Here is a 17,503-nt window from a genome sequence, read left to right on the forward strand (position 1 = left end):
ATGGAAAATCAAGATGAAAAAATGACTTTTCGTGAGAGTTGGTCAGTGTTCAAGTTCATTGCGCACTTTCTTTTGCCTTTCAAAAAATATTTTATCCTCGCTTTCGTCTTTAGCGTGATAGCAACAGGCTTGGCATCAATTATGCCTTTTGTTCTTTCGACGTTTATGGACAATTATCTGACGCCGATGAAGGCGACAGATGCGATTATTTTCTACTTTGCGGCGCTTTATTTTGTGCTTAATGTCATCAATTCGCTGGCTTTCTTTTTCAAATGGAATTTTCTGCAAAATGGAGCAATTTTTGTCAATCAGCGCATCCGGCAGGCAGTTTATCGGAAAATTCATACACTTGGAATGCGGTATTTTGACCAAAAACCGACAGGCTGGCTGATTACACGGATTACTAATGACACCGATTTGTTCAATTTCTGGCAAATGTTGTTCAATGCGCTCAACAGTCTGATTTCGATTGTGATTGCTTTTGTGGCTCTCTTTTTTGTGGACAAGCAAATTTCGCTGATCATGCTGATTTTTCTACCGATTTTGATTTTGGCGGTGCTGATTTATCAGCGAATTTCGACACGTGTTTACAAACTCATGCTCAAAAAGCGTTCAGAGCTTAACACAAAACTCAATGAGTATATTTCTGGAATGCGTATTATTCAGCAATTTCGTCAAGAAAAACGCTTGGGAGCAGAGTTTGAAGCGACAAACAATGATTATTTTCGCCTGCGAAAACGTGTGATTCAGATTAATGGTTTGCTTTTGAGTCCGCTCGTTAATTTTCTCTTGGCGATTTCAATTATTGTGGTGCTTGCGATGTACAGTGCGCGCAGTATGCACACGATTGTCGCTGCTGGACTGATTTATGCTTTCATCAGCAATGTCCAAATTTATTTCAATCCTATTTCAGGCTTGATGGATTCTTTGTCAAATTTTTCAAATGGAATGGTTGCCTCAAGTAGGATTAAACAAATCATGGAAGAAACAGAATACGCACCAGCACAAGCGCAAACAGCTGAGAAAATTTTTGACAGTTCTGTCAAAAAAATTGAACAAGGAAAAATTGAATTTCGAGATGTCAGTTTTTCTTACGATGGAAAAAATCAAGTTCTCAAGCACATTTCCTTTGTCGTTGAACCTGGCGAAACGCTCGCATTTGTTGGACACACGGGTTCTGGGAAATCAAGTATCATCAATGTTTTCATGCGTTTTTACGAATTTTATGAAGGACAAGTATTGATTGATAATCAAGATATTCGTGATTTTTCAAAAGAAGAATTACGGAGCAAAATCGGACTTGTCCTGCAAGATTCCTTCATGTTTGTCGCCTCTGTCACAGATAATATCAAAATGATGAACAAAAATATTTCTGACGAAGCTGTCAAAAAAGCTGCTGAGTTTGTACAGGCTGACAGTTTCATCAAAAAGCTTGAAAACGGCTATGAGACGAAGGTTATTGAAGCTGGCGCTACATTTTCAACGGGCGAGCGACAGTTGATAAATTTTGCACGTACGATCGTTCGCAATCCAAAAATTCTCCTGCTTGACGAAGCGACAGCCAATATTGACACAGAAACAGAAGCACTCATTCAGTCAGGACTTGTGAATATGCGCCAGAATCGCACAACACTGGTCATTGCTCATCGACTGTCAACGATAAAAGATGCCAATCAAATCCTCGTTCTCGACCAAGGAGAAATCATTGAGCGCGGAAATCACGCAGAACTCCTCGCACAAAACGGCTATTATGCAGATATGTATCGCATTCAAAATTTACAAAAAGAAATTTGATAACAAAAAAACAGAATATATTCTGTTTTTTATATAAAAAATAATACAAAATAAATATAGAAAACGATTAAATAAAACAAAAGTAGAAATATTTGACAAGAAAATAAAAATATGTCATAATATAAAAACATAAAGAATTAAACATTACCCCAACATTGATACAAAAAGTGTCAAGCAAGAAGGAAGTGATTCACATTCAAACAGAAAGCTCTCAAAAAAATCCATTTAACAAAATTCCTGAAGTTAAGCGAAGCAACAGAACAATCTATCATGATGAAGACACAGCTTGGTATCAGGAACAATTTCGAGAACAGATGAAAGCTGTCACAAAATGCGATAGTGCAGACAAGTAAGATGTCCAAAAAAACTGACCTATTGATTTTTAAAGGTCTCTTTTTATTTCCTCTTGACATTTATAGAAAATTGCACTAAAATTAAGGAAAGAGCGACTCAGTGAGGGTGAAAGTCTGAGAAAAAAATGGTTTAAAATTACAATTTGTACAGAAATGAAGTAAAAAATAAAGGTGGAACCGTGCATTTGCACCCTTTGTCAATTTTTTTTGACGGGGTGACAAATTGCGGTTTTTTTGTATAAAGAATGAGAATGGAGATTTTAATGTCAAACGAAAAACTATCGTTTCAAGATATCATCTTGACTTTACAGGGATTTTGGGCAAAGCAGGGAGCAAATCTCATGCAAGCTTACGACAATGAGGTAGGCGCAGGAACGATGTCGCCCTACACTTTTTTGCGCTCAAATGGACCGGAACCTTGGGCAGCAGCTTATGTTCAGCCATCGCGCCGTCCAGCAGACGGACGTTACGGGGAAAATCCAAACCGACTTTTCCAACATCATCAATTTCAAGTCGTCATCAAACCTTCACCAAAAAATATCCAAGAACTTTATTTACAATCGCTTGAAGCACTGGGAATTAAGGCTTTGGAACATGATATTCGTTTTGTTGAAGATAATTGGGAAAATCCATCAATGGGTTGTGCAGGGATTGGCTGGGAAGTTTGGATTGACGGACAAGAATGTACGCAATTTACCTATTTCCAACAAGTTGGTGGCATTGAAGTAGATTCTGTCACGAGTGAAATCACTTACGGACTAGAACGTTTGGCGACTGCCATTCAAGAAGTAGATAGTGTTTACGACCTCGAATGGGGAAATGGCGTGCTTTACGGCGATATTTTCAAAGAACCTGAATATGAGCATTCAAAATTTGCTTTTGAAGAGAGTAATCAAGAACTCCTTTTGCAACTTTTTGGAGAATATGAAGCAGAAGCCTTGCGTTTGCTGGACGAAGGCTTAGTTCACCCAGCTTATGACTACATTTTGAAATCTTCACATACTTTTAATTTGTTGGACGCACGTGGCGCGGTTTCTGTCACTGAGCGCGCAGGCTACATGCATCGCGTGCGCACGATGGCGCGTAAAGTAGCAAAAACTTTCATTGAAGAACGCGCGAAACTTGGCTTCCCATTGTTGAAAGATGAAGAATTGCGTGAGAAGTATTTGGGAAAAAATGGGAAATATAGTGAAAAAGCGGAAGAAAAAAGATGAAAGGAATGACGCTTGAAGGAAAGCATCTGATTATCAAAGGAAACGCGCAAGGTTCGATTGCGATGACATTTGGTCTCATTGCGCTAATTATTATTCCATTTTTATGGATGTTTAGTTTTGTAGTGGCATTCGTCAGTCTTTTTATTGGTATCCTACTTTTGCTAGTTGGATTTATGCAAAAACTGAGAAGTCACAAACAAAAAGCTTTTGAAATCAAGAATGACGTCATTTACATTTTTCCAGATGGACATGAAAATATGCGTTACGAAATTCCACTTTCTCGTGTGAGTTATCTGACACAAAAGCACCGTCATAAATCGGGCAATACTGAAATTTTAACTTTAATCTTAAATACAAACGCCGATTTTTGCCGTTGGGTAAACAGAGATTTTGAAGAAACATTGACAAAAAAAGAAGTTGACTTAGAATTTCTACCCATCAAAGAAAAATTTTATCCTGAATTTTTCAAGTTGCTTGAGGAAAATTTTCAAGTTCACTTTGTAAGACCCGAGAAAGGGTTAAAAGCTTATTTGAATGGTAATTATGAATAGAGGAAAAATATGAAAATTGAGACTTACAAAGAAAATCCGCATCATTTGGCGCAGTTGGTTGATTTGATTAACTTCTGTCAAAATACGGAGGCAAAGCTTGATATTAAGTTTACTGAGCAGGATGATATTTTTCAGATTGCGCACTATTATCAAGCGAAATCAGGCGAGTTTTGGCTGGCTTTAGATGATAACGATAAAGTCGTGGGTTCGATTGCTTTATTGCCAGTTAATGCGACAACGGCTGTGCTGAAAAAATTCTTTACTTATCCTGAATTTCGTGGAGCGCCTGAACATTTGGGGGCGCAACTTTATCAACATTTTATTGATTTTGCGCAAGAAAAAGAATTTGAGACGATTGTCCTTGATACGCCGGAAGGCGAACATCGCAGTCATGGATTTTATGAGAAAAAGGGTTTTGTGCAAATAAAAAAAGAGGAATTGACGGTGGATTATCCATTTCCAGACCGAAATTCTCGGATATATGAATTAAAATTGAAAGGTTAATCATGGCAAATTATTTATTAGAAATTGGGCTGGAAGAAGTGCCTGCACACTTGGTAACGCCGAGTGTCAATCAATTAGTGGAACGTGTTTCTGCATTTTTAAATGAACATCGTGTGACTTTTGGAGCGATTAAAAAATACTCGACACCACGACGTTTGACAGTATTGGTTGAAGGTTTGGCGGAGGCAAGTGCTGCGCTTGACGAACAAGTCAAAGGACCGTCAGCAAAAATCTCTAAAGATGCTGAGGGAAATTGGTCCAAAGCAATCCAAGGTTTTTCTCGTGGACAAGGTGTTTCACCAGATGAATTGGTGCTTGACGGCGATTATTATTATGCGAAAAAGCACATGGAAGGTGTCGCAACAACTGATATTCTGGCGAAAATTGGCGAAGAAGTCATTCGCAAGATGCAATTTTCGACGTATATGAAGTGGGGAAATAATAGTTTTCTCTTTGTGCGTCCTATTCAGTGGATTGTTTCTTTGCTAGATGATGAGATTGTGCCTTTTGAGTTGCTTGATGTGACGGCTGGTCGCGTGTCTCGCGGACATCGGTTTTTGGCAAATGTTGACTTTGATATTGCGACAGCAACAGATTATATCGCAGATTTGCTGGAGCGTTTTGTCGTGGCAGATGCGGAACATCGTAAAGCTGAGATTTCAGCGCAGATTTTAGCTTTAGCGGCTGAAAATCGTTGGCAAGTGACTTTACATGAGGAGTTGCTCGAAGAAGTGAATAATCTTGTGGAATATCCAACAGCATTTATTGGTTCATTTGATGAGAAATATTTGGCTGTTCCAGCGGAAGTTTTGGTCACTTCAATGCGTGATAATCAGCGTTATTTTGAGGTTTATGATATAAATGGAAAATTGGCGGCGAATTTTATTTCCGTGCGAAATGGAAATGCAGAGCATATCGAAAATGTCGTGTCTGGAAATGAAAAAGTGCTGGTTGCGCGACTTGAAGATGCAAAATTCTTCTGGGAAGAAGACCAAAAATTAAAACTTGCTGATTTGGTTAAAAAACTAGAAAAAGTGACTTTCCATGCGAAAATAGGCTCTATGACAGAACACATGGCGCGGACAAAAGTTCTTGCTGAGAAGTTGGCTGTTTTGACAGAACTGTCAAAAACGGAAACTGCTGATGTGGCGCGTGCTGCAGAGATTTACAAGTTTGATTTGCTGACAGGAATGGTTGGTGAATTTGACGAGTTGCAAGGTGTCATGGGTGAAAAATATGCGCGCTTGGCTGGAGAAACTGCGGGAGTAAGTGTGGCAATTCGTGAGCATTATTTGCCAACTTCCGCTGAGGGAGAATTGCCTGAGACGACTGTTGGTGCGGTTTTGGCGGCTGCGGATAAGATTGACAGTATTTTGTCATTCTTTGGCGCGGGCTTAATTCCATCTGGTTCAAACGACCCTTACGCTTTACGTCGTGCGGCTCAAGGTTTAATTCGGATTATTGGAAAACAAAATTGGCATTTTGATTTTGCTGATTTTATTGACACATTTCCTAGTGAAAATCATGCAGAAGTGCTGGAATTTGTGCGTGGACGTGTTCAGAAAATTTTGCTTGAACAGGGCATTCGTTATGATATCGTGGAAGCTGCTATTCATACAGAAACTTTTGATATTGCTGCTATGCTGGAAAGTGCTGCTGTAATTGATGCTCACAAATCTCATGCACCATTCAAAGCTGCAGTTGAAAATATTTCTCGTGTCATTAATTTAACGAAAAAAGGAAAAGTGTCTGCTACTGTCAATCCAGATTTATTTGAAAATGAAGCTGAAAATCAACTTGACGAAGCTGTCAAAAACTTGGCAAGCGATTGGGAAAATCAAACAGCAGATGAAAAATTCCGCCACCTTGTCAAAAACATTTCCCCAGCCATCGAAAACTTTTTTGACAATGTCATGGTCATGGCAGATAACGAGGCTGTCAAAAATAATCGTCTTGCTTTGCTCGGAAAAATCGTTGAATTGACGGTTACAATCGCTGATTTTAGCCTGATTAACACAAAATAATTTTTGACAGAACTATCAAAAACGAAATTATTTTTTGACAAGTCTGTCAAAAAAATCTGGGAGGAAAAATGGCAATTACCAATGAACAAATCGCGCGAATTAACGAATTGGCACGCAAGAAAAAAAGTGCTGACGGATTGACAAGCAAAGAATTAGAAGAACAAGCAAACTTGCGCAGGCTCTACATTGACAGCGTTAAAGAAAGTTTACGCGCACAAGTTGAGACGACAAAATTGGTTGATGACAAGGGAAATGACATCACGCCAGACAAACTCAAAAAAATCCAAAAAGACAAAGGACTGCGTGACTGAAAAATTTTGACATAACGAAGCCGTTGTGAACTTGCTCAGTTGCCAATTTGTCTTGTGATTTTAGTCACTTAGAACAAGTGGACAGCGTAGTGTAACGGAGATACGAATTGTGGCTAGTTTGTTTTCCTAGAACCGCCGTAGGGGCTAGAGAATTTATTCTCAGCCTGTCAAAAAAATGAAGACTAAAAACGACACAGTTTCTTGAAAATTTTCAAAAAAGTGTTACAATATAATAAAGAATGGCTATGGTGCACAGCCGATAACCGCTGTCAAGCTAAAAAAACTTGACAACTGATGGCGCCTACAATGTAAGGTTTTTCTTGCACATTGTAGGCGTTTTTTTGTGTAAGAAAACCGATTATTTGGCGACCTGCTATGCCGCTGTTTTGTCATTTTTAGTAAATTTATCATAGAAAGAATAAGCATGAACATTATTATTGTTTTCCTCTTTGGAATTCTTGGCGGGCTTTCTCGTTTTGAGATTAGCTCCTATCTCCCAAAAATCGGTGCTTTTCCGATTGCAACTTTGCTGATTAATCTGGTCGGCTGTTATTTATTTACCTTTTTGATAAAAAATTATCTGACGGCAAAAAATGCCAAAGCACGAACGATTTTGGCGCTGGGAACGGGCTATATCGGGACATTTACCACCTTTTCATCTTTTATGATGGATTCTGACAATCTCCTGACAACACAGCATTATTGGCTTTTAAGTCTTTATGTTCTGTTGACAGTTGGTGGCGGTTTGGCAATGGCTGCGCTAGGAATGTATCATGGACGGCTCGCAGTAGCCTTCCCAACAGCGACAGAGCTTGAAGAAGAAGTCAAAGAGGAAAGCGAGGCAAACAAATGATTCTAGAATTCGCCCTTGTCGGCTTAGCATCAGGTATCGGCGCAATCGCCCGTTATCTTTTCAGTAACCTCAGCGTCGTCTTCAAAAAAATCGGTTTTCCTCTGGGAACTTACCTCGTAAACATCATTGGTTCCTTATTGATTGGCTATTTTTTCGGGAAACTTGGCAATCAATCAGAAAACTATAAAATCTTTGCGACAGGATTTTGCGGCGGTTTGACGACATTTTCCACCTATAATTTTGAACTTTTTGATTTACTGGACAAGCACGATTACAAACACTTCGCCGAATATTTCCTATTGAGCTATGGTTTGGGATTTGTAGCTGTGATTGTTGGTTTGATTTTGGCAAAATAAAAAACTCTTTCAAAGAAGAAAGAGTTTTTTATTTGCTTATTACCAACCAAAGTAATCATGGTGGAGTTGAATCGCACCAGCTTTGTCATAAATGAGCTGACTAACTGTGACAAAGGTATAACCTTGTTGTTTGAGACTGGCGATGATATTTGGAACAGCAGCGACAGTCCAAGGATGAATATCGTGCATGAGAATAATCGCACCATCATGTGCACCAGCCATTGCCGCACTATAAACAGGAGCACTAGTTGAATCTTCCCAATCTTGTGTATCTACATCATAATTCACCGCCGACATATTTACAGAGTTCAAAACAGTTTGATTGACCGCTTCATAAGGTGGACGATAGAAAGGCCAATTTTGTCCCGTAATTTGTGTGATGAGTGTTGCAGCTCGCGTGATTTCAAGATTTGCAGCAGGAGCCGTAAGACTTGTTAATTCAGGATGTGTCCAAGTATGCGAACAAATTTGGTCGCCATCTGCAGTTTGGCGCTTCAAGAGGGCTTCATTTCCTGCGATATGCGAACCAATCTCAAAGAAAGTAGCATGAACATCATCTTGCTCCAGTGTATTAAGTAAAGTTGGTGTGGTCGTGGCATTTGGACCATCATCAAATGTCAAAGCGATTAATTTTTTTCCTGCATAAAATTTTTGTACGGCTGCCACAAGTGCTTGATTTTCCTTATTTTTAGTAGCAACTGGCAATTTATTTATAGTATTTTGGGCTGTTAATAGATTGCTATTTGTTGGATTTTGTGTGATGGCTGTTAAAATTTTTTGAAGAAGATTTTGTTCTTTATCACGCGCGCTCACTTGTTTTTTTGCTTGATTGATTTCTTTTTGTGCGTGTGTGAGAAAGTTGTCCTTTGGAAGTGCGGATAGTACAACAGCTTTAATGCTTTTTTGTGTTGTTGAAGTTTTGACTGTACTTGTTTTTAATGTTTTTCCGAGCATGACAGGACTGACGAATAAAGCATTGATTGCGTTTTGTTTATTAACTTTTAAGTCAAGCAAAGAAAGTTTTTCTTTGAATAATTGATAATTTTTATTAGGAATTTTTCCTTTTTTATCTGTTAGTTTCGTTGAAAAAGCTATTATTTTAGTATTTGTTACGTTTTTTGTAGGGAAAGAATTTTTATAGAGCAGTCCCAAATTTTGGGATAATTTATTTATACGTTGATTTTCTTGAGTATTTTTTTCTATTTGAAAAATGCTAAAACTAGCTACTATGATGATAAGTGCAAGTAATGAGGTTGCAAAAATAGTGGCTCTGCGCTTTCGTATTCTCCGATGACGTTTTCTAGTCTCCATAAGATTACTTCCGACGAATTATTTTGATTACAAAAAGATTGTAGCACTTTGAACAAAGATTGTCAAAGAACTTTGTGGGAATAAAGTTTATTTTCCTTAATGTAGTCAAGCACGGATTGGGGTAATAAATAAGTGGGGTCAATATTTTGACTGAACATCTCGCGAATAAGTGTGCTGGAAATCGGCATGAGCGGACTTTCTAGCCAGATAACTGGGTAGAGCGACTTTGTGACTTCTGATGTGCGTTTAATAGCAACAAATGTGACCAATTTTACCAGTTCATCAATCTTGTACCATTTGGAAAGATAATCCACCATATCACTACCGATGATAAAATAAAAATCTGTGTCAGGGTACTGTTTTGTGAGGAAAGACAGGCTATCAAAAGTATAAGATTTTCCTTTTCGTTCAATTTCTAGTAATGAAAGTTCAAGATGCGGATTGTTTGCGATAGCAAGTTCAAGCATTTTCACACGATGTTCTGCGGGAATTGTTGACTTTTCATCAATATGTGGTGGAAGATATTCGGGCATGAGCCAAACTTTATCAAGCTGGAGACGTTGAGCGACTTGGTCTGCCATCATCAAATGTGCGTGATGAACAGGATTGAAATTACCACCTAAAATTCCGATTTTTTTTCTAGTCATGAGTTGATTATAACACATTTGCTAGGACAACGATATTTCACTAAATTTACTAGAAAAATGGTTAATTATTTAAAAAGTCGTAAGATTTTGGTAAAATAAACTTATTAGATTTTCATTAAAAAGAAGTATGGAGAATAAGTATGCCACAGCTTTATCAAGATGATAGTTTGACATTGCACACAGATTTGTATCAAATCAATATGATGCAAACTTACTGGAAATTAGGACGTCACACGCGACGTGCGGTTTTTGAGGTTTTCTTTCGTGAGATGCCTTTTGCAAATGGATATGCCGTTTTTGCTGGTTTGGAGAGAATGGTCGATTATTTACAACATTTGAAATTCTCAGAAACTGATATTGATTATCTACGTGAATTAGATTATCCTGAGGATTTTCTTGACTATCTTAGAAATTTCACATTTAGTTGCACGGTACGCTCGGTTAAAGAAGGAGAACTTGTTTTTGCTAATGAACCTTTGGTACAAATTGAAGGTCCGCTTGCTGAATGTCAGTTGGTTGAAACTGCTGTATTAAATATTATCAATTTCCAAACTTTGATTGCGACGAAGTCGGCGCGAATTAAGTCTGTGATTGGTTCAGACCCTTTGTTGGAATTTGGAACACGGCGAGCGCAAGAGTTGGATGCAGCGATTTGGGGAACGCGCGCAGCATATATTGGTGGTGCGGATGCAACATCAAATGTGCGTGCCGCGAAGATTTTTGGCATTCCTGCAAGTGGCACACACGCACACGCACTTATTCAAAGCTACGGCAATGATTATGAGGGCTTCAAAGCATATGCCGAGACACATCATGATTGTGTATTTTTGGTAGATACTTATGATACCTTACGTGTTGGTGTGCCAGCAGCGATTAAGGTCGCGCAGGAATTTGGTGATAAAATCAATTTCCAAGGGGTGCGAATTGACTCTGGTGATATGGCTTATATTTCCAAGAAAGTTCGACAACAGCTTGATGATGCAGGCTTTACTGAAGCGAAGATCTATGCGTCCAATGATTTGGATGAGTCAACTATTTTAAGTTTGAAGATGCAAAAGGCGAAAATTGATGTTTGGGGAGTCGGAACAAAATTGATTACGGCTTACGACCAGCCAGCGCTTGGTGCCGTGTATAAACTGGTGTCGATTGAAGATGAAAAGGGCGAGATGAAAGATACCATCAAGCTCTCAAGTAATGCTGAAAAGGTTTCGACACCGGGTAAAAAACAGGTTTGGCGGATTACACGCGGTAGTGATGGGAAATCTGAGGGGGATTATATTACTTTTAGTGATGAACGTCCTGACTTAGTTGATGAGATTTATATGTTCCATCCACTTTATACTTATATCAATAAAAATATTCGAGATTTCAAGGCAAAAGCCTTGCTGACGGAGATTTTTGTTGATGGTGTTCTGAAGTATCAACTGCCAAGTCTTGTTGATATTAAAGAATTTGCAAGAGAAAATCTGAGTGAGTTATGGGACGAATACAAGCGGGACTTGAATCCGCAGCCGTATCCCGTTGACTTGTCACAGGAATTGTGGAATCACAAGATGCGCTTGATTTCGCAGGTACGGACAACGGTTGCTGAGACACGATTGGATAAAAATGAGATTTAGGAAACTCGCAATGACTGAAGCGCGACATTTCTGGCAGCTGCAAAAACAGCTTGATGTTGAAACGGACTTTATGATGTATGAGCCTGATGAACGCGTGTATGATTTGGGGCGGACAGAGGAATTGATTGAAAGTGCTGATTTTCTGATGGTGGCTGAGGAAAATGGAAAGTTGCTTGGATACATTTCGGGAGAACGTGGAGAATTTCGGCGCAATCAACATTCTGTTTATCTGGTGCTTGGACTTTTGACACAGGCGCGCGGAAAAGGGCTTGGGACAGCACTTTTGGAACAACTGGAAAGCTGGGCGCGTAGCGAAAATATGAGACGTTTGGAGTTGACAGTTGAAGTGACTAATCAGCCAGCACTTGCGCTTTATCAGAAAATGAATTTTCTGATAGAAGGAACAAGACGTGACAGTATGTGTGTCGCAGGTCAGTTTGTTGATGAGTATTTGATGAGTAAAATTTTATTTTGACAGGCTGAGAATAAATTATCTAGCCCCTATGGCAGTTCTGTCAAAAAAGATTTAGTTAAAAATGTGTTTAAAAATTTTTGATAGGGCTACAAACTTACAACTTCGTTATAAGTTCACCCTGTCCGAGAAGGCTGGTGCTAAAGCGCCTAGTCCCTACGGCAGTTCTGTCAAAAATATTTTATAGTAAAAATAGAGGAAAAATTATGTCATTACAAGAAAAAATTATCAAAGAATTGGGCGTTTTGCCTGAAATTGATGCGAAAGAAGAAATTCGTAAATCGGTTGATTTTTTGAAGGATTATTTGAAAAAATATCCATTCATTAAAAGCTACGTCCTCGGTATTTCCGGAGGACAAGATAGCTCTCTGACGGGACGTTTGGCGCAGATTGCAATGTCGGAAATGCGTGCGGAGACGGGTGACGACAGCTATAAGTTCATCGCGGTGCGCTTGCCTTATGGTGTGCAAGCAGATGAAGACGATGCACAACGCGCGCTGGCATTTATCCAGCCTGATGTGAGCCTTGTAGTTAATATCAAAGAAGCAGTGGACGGACAAGTTGCAGCGCTTGAAGCGGCTGGCGTCACGGTTTCTGACTTTAACAAGGGAAATATCAAGGCACGTCAACGGATGATTACGCAGTACGGCGTGGCTGGTGGCAATGCTGGCGCTGTTCTTGGGACAGACCATGCGGCAGAAAATATCACTGGTTTCTTCACAAAATTTGGCGATGGTGGTGCAGATTTGACGCCTCTCTATCGGCTCAATAAACGTCAGGGCAAAGCCTTGCTTGCTGAACTTGGAGCAGATAAGGCAATCTATGAAAAGATACCAACAGCAGATTTGGAAGATGGCAAGCCAGGTTTGGCAGATGAAGTGGCACTCGGTGTGACGTATGATGATATTGATGATTATACGGAAGGTAAAACTGTCAGCCTTGAAGCACAAGCAAAAATCGAAGCTTGGTGGACAAAAACAGAGCACAAACGTCATCTACCTATCACTATTTTTGATGATTTCTGGAAATAAATTTTTTGACAAGTTTGTCAAAAATAAAAAGTAATTCTCAAATCTGAGAATTACTTTTTTTATGCTGTAAAAATGATTTTGGTAAGCTAAAGATATGAGCTAGATTATTTTCAATGACAAGTGAGAGGACTTTTGAAGAGACATAAACGGAAATCACGGTCAAAAGTGTACGTTCAACACCTAAGAAAATGCTGGAGGGAATTATCACCGACAAATCTGAAATCAATAAGCCATGACTTTTACGAATTTGGAATTTCTTTTCCAAGATTTTAGCAACGAGACTTCCGCTGGCAGAAGTCGCTTCACCTAGATAAATTAGACCAATTCCACCGCCCATCGTAGCACCAGCTAAGATTGCCGCCAGCACAGGATAAGGAATTTCAAACTGAATAGGTACGACAAGACGCAAAAAAAGGGTGCTTAACAAAACGACAAAAATTGTCCTAAAAATAAGATTTTTATTAAAATAACGATAGCTAAAAGCAATCAGCAAGCCATTAAGCAAAAAATTGCTGAAATAAGCTGGGATATGAAAGAGATAAACACCCATCGCAGTTAGTCCAGGTACGCCACCTTCTCCCAGATTGTTGGGAATAGATAAACAGCTCACAGAAATAGCAATAGACAATGAGCCTAAGATAATCAAGCTGTACTCCTTAAATTTTTTCACTCCTAAAAAGTCCTTTCTCCTGAGAAAAAAGTCTGCCTCCGACACAGGCTTTTTTCCATGTAAAACATAACTTTATCATAAGTCAGTCAATTTATCAACTATATAATATGTTTAATTTTATAATTAAAAAATGACGAAATGTGATTTTTTAATTTACAAAAAGTGAGAAAAAAATGAGAAAGTAAAATTCTCATTTTTTTGTCTTAATGACTGGCTTTGCGTTTCATATCTGTGATTTCTTGTCCGATTTCTTCTTGAGAAAGAATGTCTTCAAAGTCAGTAAGTTCAATCGTTTCGCCATATTTTTGTTTCAAAGCTGTTGTGACTAAGCGGTAAGCGATGCGGACATTTCGTGAAAGAAGTGGTCCGTGAAAATAAGACCCAAAGGTATTTTTGTAAATCAATCCTTCTTCGCCAGAACTTCCGTTATTGCCCCCGCCGTAAATGACGGTGCCAAGCGCTTTTTCGTCCTCTGCAAGGTAGGTTCTGCCACCGTGATTTTCAAAACCGTAGTAAGTTTCGCCAAATTCATCATTGCGAATTTCGACATCGCCGATAATCCTGTCATTCCCAGGATTTTCTGTATAATGTCCAAGAATGCCTGTACAGTTGATTTTGCGCCCTGTGGCATCTGTATAATATTGTCCAAGCATTTGATAACCGCCACAGATTGCGAGCATTGGTTTTCCAGCTCCGATATAGTTTTTTAGCGGTTTTGACAGTTCTGTCAAACTTTCTGAAATGATTTCCTGCTCATAATCTTGCCCGCCACCCCAAAAAACGAGGTCATAAGTATTTTCGTCAAAAATATCACCAAGTGAGACGATGTCAAAAGTTACATCAGCTCCGAGTTTTTCAGCAACGTATTTGAGCATGAGAATATTTCCATTGTCGCCGTAAGTATTCATCAAATCGCCAAAAAGATGGGCAACTCGCAAACTGTAAAGTGGATTTTCTAAATTTGATTTTATAGAAGTGTAAGTCATGAAATCTCCTTTTTATTTCGTATGTTTCAGTGCGCGCCAATATCCAAAGTTTATCACAAAGTTGATGAGAAGATGTGTTTTTGATACTTTTGCACGGCGAATAAATGAGTTAAGAGAATAAAATTTCTTGCGAAAAGTTTGATAACCAGTAAATAATTCGTCTGCACTCATGTTTTTCGGCTGAAAGACGACTTTTGTTTTTGCATTGTAATCCGTCCAGTCACTTGATAGAAGTCGATTTTGCCGTTTGAATTGATGATACAAAGGCGTTTTGGGTAAAGGGGTCAAGAGACTCACTGTCACACCGTCAATGCCGTAGCGCTCGCATTTTTCCAAGGTTAGGTCAAAACAAGTTTTGTCATCACCATCAAAACCAAAGACAATCCCAGCCTGAATCAGGAGTTTATTGTGATGAATGAGCTGAATGATGGCTTCCTCGTCAGATAGTTTGTTGACCGTTTTGTGCGCATGACGAAGTGACTTTTCAGAAAAAGTCTCAATACCGCAAAACAGGGTGAGACAGCCTGCTTTGCGTGCCAAAGCTAGTAATTCCGTGTCATTACAGTCTGCCAGCGTCACCTGCGCCGCAAATTTTTTCTTAATCCCAGATTTTGCCATTTCGCGAAATAAATCCTTGGCAAAGTCAACCGATCCAAATAGATTGTCGTCCCAGAAAACGAAATAGTGCGCTGGCAGGGCTTTTATTTCAGCAATCACCTCAGCAACGGGGCGCGTGCGATAACAGTCGTGATAAATCTGTTTCATATTGCAAAAACTACAGGCATAAGGACAACCGCGTGTTGCAATGACGACTCCCATCATCGTTTTTGAGCGATTTTTGAGTAAATCCCAGCGAGGTTGCGGGAGATGTTCAAGACTTGGATAGTGGTCACTCATATAGCTTTTTTGAGCTTTTCCGTCCAAAAAATCCTGCAAAAATGCTGGCCAGATTTCTTCCGCTTCGCCAATGATAATCGTGTCGCAAAAGGCCTCAGCTTCCTCGGGTTCAAGTGTCGGATGCGGTCCGCCAAAGACGACATAACTTCCTGAAGTGCGAAATTTCTCTGCCATCTCGTAGCAATGTCTGCTGTTTGGCGTATTGACCGTCATCGCCACTAAATCAAACGATTCATCAAATGTGACGATATCCGCATATTCATCCCAAAGTGTGATGTCAAACAGATTTTCATCAACAAATGCTGCCAAATAAGGCATCGTCATCTGTGAAAAATTATTGAGCTGCTTGTGGCGAAAGGCACGGATTTCAGGATTTTCCGGTTGAATGAGTAGGAGAGATTTTTTCATATGTTAATTTCTTCTTTTCAGAGCAGGGCTAGTTTACAAAAAATTATGATGAAAGAAGCTCTTTTATCTTGACTGCGAAAATTACTAGGCATTTATTTCATTTCTCCAGAAATCAAATGTGCTTGTGCCAAGAGTTCGCGCATTTCGAGCATAGCGGTATAAGTGGCGAGGATATAAATGTGTTCTGACGAGCTTGATTTGAGAGCTTCCAGAACTTCTGATAAATTTGACAGTTCTGTCAAATTTTCAAAACCAGCAACTCGTAAGCGGCGCGCCATTTCATTGTGTCTGACACCGCCCGTTATCACGCTGTCAATTTTCATATCATTGAGCAATTCAAAATTGGCATCCCAAATCCAGCTGGTATCAATCCCATCAGCATAGTTTGCGTTGAGTAAACTGACAAGTGTAAAAGGATAATCTGCCAATTTCATCATTTCCAGTGCTTGATTTGCTCCGACAGGATTTTTTATCAGTACAATCGTTGCCGATTTTTCTCCTATTTTGAAGGTTTCTTGTCGTCCGAAAACGGCTTTAGATTCATTAAAACCTGATTTTATGGTTGTTGCAGGAACTTTGTAAAATTCAGCAACAGAAACGGCAGCGAGTGCATTGTAGATATTATAAAGCCCGCCAACATTGATTTTATAGCTATTTTTATCAATTACAAACTCAGAAGATGTATTTGTAATTTTTGACAGTTCTGTCAAAGAAAAATCAAGTTCAGGACGATGGAAACCACAGTTTTGACAGATATAATTGCCAAGATTAGCATAAGTATTGCTTTTATAATCCAAAATATGATGACAAACAGGACATAAAACCCCTTCTGTGTTATAATGCGCCCGAGCTGGTTCATGATTTTCATGATTAAAACCATAATATTTTACAGGATTAACAAGCTTTTTTGAGTTGAACAGAGGACTGTCGCCATTAAGCAAAACAGTCGCTTCTGGACTATTTGCAGCACCTTCAACAATAAAGTTATAAGTGGTATAAATCTCGCCATAGCGGTCCATCTGGTCGCGGAAAATATTAGTGAACACAAACAGCGAAGGTTTGATATACTGAGTGATTTTTGGCAAACTTGCCTCATCAATCTCAAGGACAGCATAGCCTTTTTTGCCCGCACGAACTTTGGGCGCCTTTAGAAAAGTGGAAACAATCCCAGTAATCATGTTTGCCCCAGACGGATTTGTAACGACTTGTCCAAAAGCTTTTTCCAAAATCCCTACAGTCAAGGCTGTCGTGAGAGTTTTTCCGTTGGTTCCAGTTACTACGATAATTTCATAATTTTTAGTCATTTCAGCTAAAATATCAGCATCAAATTTTAGCGCAATTTTCCCTGGTAAAGTCGAGCCTCGATGGAAAAATTTTTCCAAGATAAAGAGTGAAGACCGTCCAGCGAAACGCGCCCATGAAGATTTTATAGTCATAGCACCATTTTACCATAAATATGCTATAATAATAGAAAATAATTCTGTGAGAAAGCACAAAAATTC

At 39.1% G+C, this 17,503-nt stretch carries 18 protein-coding genes and 1 riboswitch; of the genes, 12 read left to right on the plus strand and 6 right to left on the minus strand.

Translation table 11 applies throughout. From position 1 onward, the window contains the following. From KJS36_RS06750 to crcB, 9 genes are all read left to right on the plus strand, one after another. Complete coding sequence (locus KJS36_RS06750; RefSeq protein ID WP_213535952.1) at positions 1-1,794, plus strand: ABC transporter ATP-binding protein; 1,794 nt, start codon at positions 1-3, stop codon at positions 1,792-1,794. A 185-nt stretch (positions 1,795-1,979) separates the two neighbouring features. Further along, the gene (locus KJS36_RS06755) at positions 1,980-2,147 is read left to right on the plus strand and encodes a hypothetical protein (protein WP_213535954.1); all 168 of its coding nucleotides are present in this window, start codon (positions 1,980-1,982) and stop codon (positions 2,145-2,147) included. 263 nt (positions 2,148-2,410) lie between these two features. Beyond that, positions 2,411-3,361 carry a glycine--tRNA ligase subunit alpha gene (glyQ, locus tag KJS36_RS06760; protein WP_213535957.1) on the plus strand — a complete coding sequence of 317 codons (951 nt, stop codon included), beginning with the start codon at positions 2,411-2,413 and terminating at the stop codon, positions 3,359-3,361. Continuing rightward, a complete protein-coding gene (locus tag KJS36_RS06765; RefSeq protein WP_213535959.1) occupies positions 3,358-3,912 on the plus strand; it encodes a hypothetical protein in 555 nt (184 codons plus the stop codon). Before glyQ ends, KJS36_RS06765 begins: the two co-directional genes overlap by 4 nt. 9 nt (positions 3,913-3,921) lie before the next feature. Beyond that, entirely contained in the window at positions 3,922-4,416 is a 495-nt protein-coding gene (locus KJS36_RS06770; RefSeq protein ID WP_213535960.1) for a GNAT family N-acetyltransferase, read from the plus strand. A gap of 2 nt (positions 4,417-4,418) precedes the next feature. After that, a complete protein-coding gene (glyS, locus tag KJS36_RS06775; protein ID WP_213535962.1) occupies positions 4,419-6,440 on the plus strand; it encodes a glycine--tRNA ligase subunit beta in 2,022 nt (673 codons plus the stop codon). Positions 6,441-6,508: 68 nt separating this feature from the next. After that, positions 6,509-6,751 carry a DUF896 domain-containing protein gene (locus tag KJS36_RS06780; protein WP_213535965.1) on the plus strand — a complete coding sequence of 81 codons (243 nt, stop codon included), beginning with the start codon at positions 6,509-6,511 and terminating at the stop codon, positions 6,749-6,751. 232 nt (positions 6,752-6,983) lie between these two features. Beyond that, positions 6,984-7,062, plus strand: a riboswitch (Fluoride riboswitch). Positions 7,063-7,175: 113 nt separating this feature from the next. Then, positions 7,176-7,604 (plus strand): fluoride efflux transporter FluC, encoded by a 429-nt coding sequence (locus KJS36_RS06785; protein ID WP_213535967.1) that lies wholly within the window; start codon positions 7,176-7,178, stop codon positions 7,602-7,604. Next, positions 7,601-7,960, plus strand: coding sequence for a fluoride efflux transporter CrcB (crcB, locus tag KJS36_RS06790; RefSeq protein ID WP_213535969.1), 360 nt, complete (start codon positions 7,601-7,603; stop codon positions 7,958-7,960). The genes KJS36_RS06785 and crcB overlap by 4 nt, the downstream gene beginning before the upstream one ends. 39 nt (positions 7,961-7,999) lie before the next feature. Here the strand turns inward: crcB and KJS36_RS06795 are convergent, their stop codons facing one another. Together KJS36_RS06795 and KJS36_RS06800 are read right to left on the minus strand one after the other, a co-directional pair. Then, a complete protein-coding gene (locus KJS36_RS06795) occupies positions 8,000-9,271 on the minus strand; it encodes a polysaccharide deacetylase family protein (protein WP_213535971.1) in 1,272 nt (423 codons plus the stop codon). Between the two features lie 62 nt (positions 9,272-9,333). Beyond that, positions 9,334-9,918, minus strand: coding sequence for a nicotinate-nucleotide adenylyltransferase (locus tag KJS36_RS06800; RefSeq protein WP_244842793.1), 585 nt, complete (start codon positions 9,916-9,918; stop codon positions 9,334-9,336). A gap of 140 nt (positions 9,919-10,058) precedes the next feature. Between KJS36_RS06800 and KJS36_RS06805 the strand changes: the two genes are divergently transcribed. The 3 genes from KJS36_RS06805 (at position 10,059) to nadE (ending at position 13,040) form a co-directional block, all read left to right on the plus strand. Further along, a complete protein-coding gene (locus KJS36_RS06805) occupies positions 10,059-11,537 on the plus strand; it encodes a nicotinate phosphoribosyltransferase (protein ID WP_213535975.1) in 1,479 nt (492 codons plus the stop codon). 10 nt (positions 11,538-11,547) lie between these two features. Then, entirely contained in the window at positions 11,548-12,012 is a 465-nt protein-coding gene (locus tag KJS36_RS06810; RefSeq protein ID WP_244842795.1) for a GNAT family N-acetyltransferase, read from the plus strand. A 203-nt stretch (positions 12,013-12,215) separates the two neighbouring features. Beyond that, positions 12,216-13,040: an NAD(+) synthase gene (nadE, locus tag KJS36_RS06815; protein ID WP_213535979.1), complete on the plus strand. Its 825-nt coding sequence runs from the start codon at positions 12,216-12,218 to the stop codon at positions 13,038-13,040. Positions 13,041-13,077: 37 nt separating this feature from the next. Here nadE and KJS36_RS06820 read toward each other — a convergent pair whose 3' ends face one another. From KJS36_RS06820 to murT, 4 genes are all read right to left on the minus strand, one after another. Then, entirely contained in the window at positions 13,078-13,710 is a 633-nt protein-coding gene (locus KJS36_RS06820; protein WP_213535981.1) for a YitT family protein, read from the minus strand. 203 nt (positions 13,711-13,913) lie between these two features. Further along, a complete protein-coding gene (gene gatD / locus KJS36_RS06825) occupies positions 13,914-14,696 on the minus strand; it encodes a lipid II isoglutaminyl synthase subunit GatD (RefSeq protein ID WP_213535983.1) in 783 nt (260 codons plus the stop codon). 12 nt (positions 14,697-14,708) lie between these two features. Continuing rightward, positions 14,709-16,001 carry a B12-binding domain-containing radical SAM protein gene (locus KJS36_RS06830; RefSeq protein WP_213535985.1) on the minus strand — a complete coding sequence of 431 codons (1,293 nt, stop codon included), beginning with the start codon at positions 15,999-16,001 and terminating at the stop codon, positions 14,709-14,711. Between the two features lie 92 nt (positions 16,002-16,093). Beyond that, positions 16,094-17,437, minus strand: a complete 1,344-nt coding sequence (murT, locus tag KJS36_RS06835) for a lipid II isoglutaminyl synthase subunit MurT (protein WP_213535987.1) — start codon at positions 17,435-17,437, stop codon at positions 16,094-16,096. Positions 17,438-17,503: the final 66 nt, after the last annotated feature.

Origin of the sequence: Lactococcus nasutitermitis, assembly GCF_018403765.1 — a bacterium.
GTDB lineage: Bacteria > Bacillota > Bacilli > Lactobacillales > Streptococcaceae > Lactococcus > Lactococcus nasutitermitis.

Coding starts and splice junctions, on each gene's coding strand:
- KJS36_RS06750 (WP_213535952.1), top strand. CDS start 1: ATGGAAAATCAAGATGAAAAAATGACTTTTCGTGAGAGTTGGTCAGTG.
- glyQ (WP_213535957.1), top strand. CDS start 2,411: ATGTCAAACGAAAAACTATCGTTTCAAGATATCATCTTGACTTTACAG.
- KJS36_RS06765 (WP_213535959.1), top strand. CDS start 3,358: ATGAAAGGAATGACGCTTGAAGGAAAGCATCTGATTATCAAAGGAAAC.
- KJS36_RS06770 (WP_213535960.1), top strand. CDS start 3,922: ATGAAAATTGAGACTTACAAAGAAAATCCGCATCATTTGGCGCAGTTG.
- glyS (WP_213535962.1), top strand. CDS start 4,419: ATGGCAAATTATTTATTAGAAATTGGGCTGGAAGAAGTGCCTGCACAC.
- KJS36_RS06780 (WP_213535965.1), top strand. CDS start 6,509: ATGGCAATTACCAATGAACAAATCGCGCGAATTAACGAATTGGCACGC.
- KJS36_RS06785 (WP_213535967.1), top strand. CDS start 7,176: ATGAACATTATTATTGTTTTCCTCTTTGGAATTCTTGGCGGGCTTTCT.
- crcB (WP_213535969.1), top strand. CDS start 7,601: ATGATTCTAGAATTCGCCCTTGTCGGCTTAGCATCAGGTATCGGCGCA.
- KJS36_RS06795 (WP_213535971.1), bottom strand. CDS start 9,271: ATGGAGACTAGAAAACGTCATCGGAGAATACGAAAGCGCAGAGCCACT.
- KJS36_RS06800 (WP_244842793.1), bottom strand. CDS start 9,918: ATGACTAGAAAAAAAATCGGAATTTTAGGTGGTAATTTCAATCCTGTT.
- KJS36_RS06805 (WP_213535975.1), top strand. CDS start 10,059: ATGCCACAGCTTTATCAAGATGATAGTTTGACATTGCACACAGATTTG.
- KJS36_RS06810 (WP_244842795.1), top strand. CDS start 11,548: ATGACTGAAGCGCGACATTTCTGGCAGCTGCAAAAACAGCTTGATGTT.
- nadE (WP_213535979.1), top strand. CDS start 12,216: ATGTCATTACAAGAAAAAATTATCAAAGAATTGGGCGTTTTGCCTGAA.
- gatD (WP_213535983.1), bottom strand. CDS start 14,696: ATGACTTACACTTCTATAAAATCAAATTTAGAAAATCCACTTTACAGT.
- KJS36_RS06830 (WP_213535985.1), bottom strand. CDS start 16,001: ATGAAAAAATCTCTCCTACTCATTCAACCGGAAAATCCTGAAATCCGT.
- murT (WP_213535987.1), bottom strand. CDS start 17,437: ATGACTATAAAATCTTCATGGGCGCGTTTCGCTGGACGGTCTTCACTC.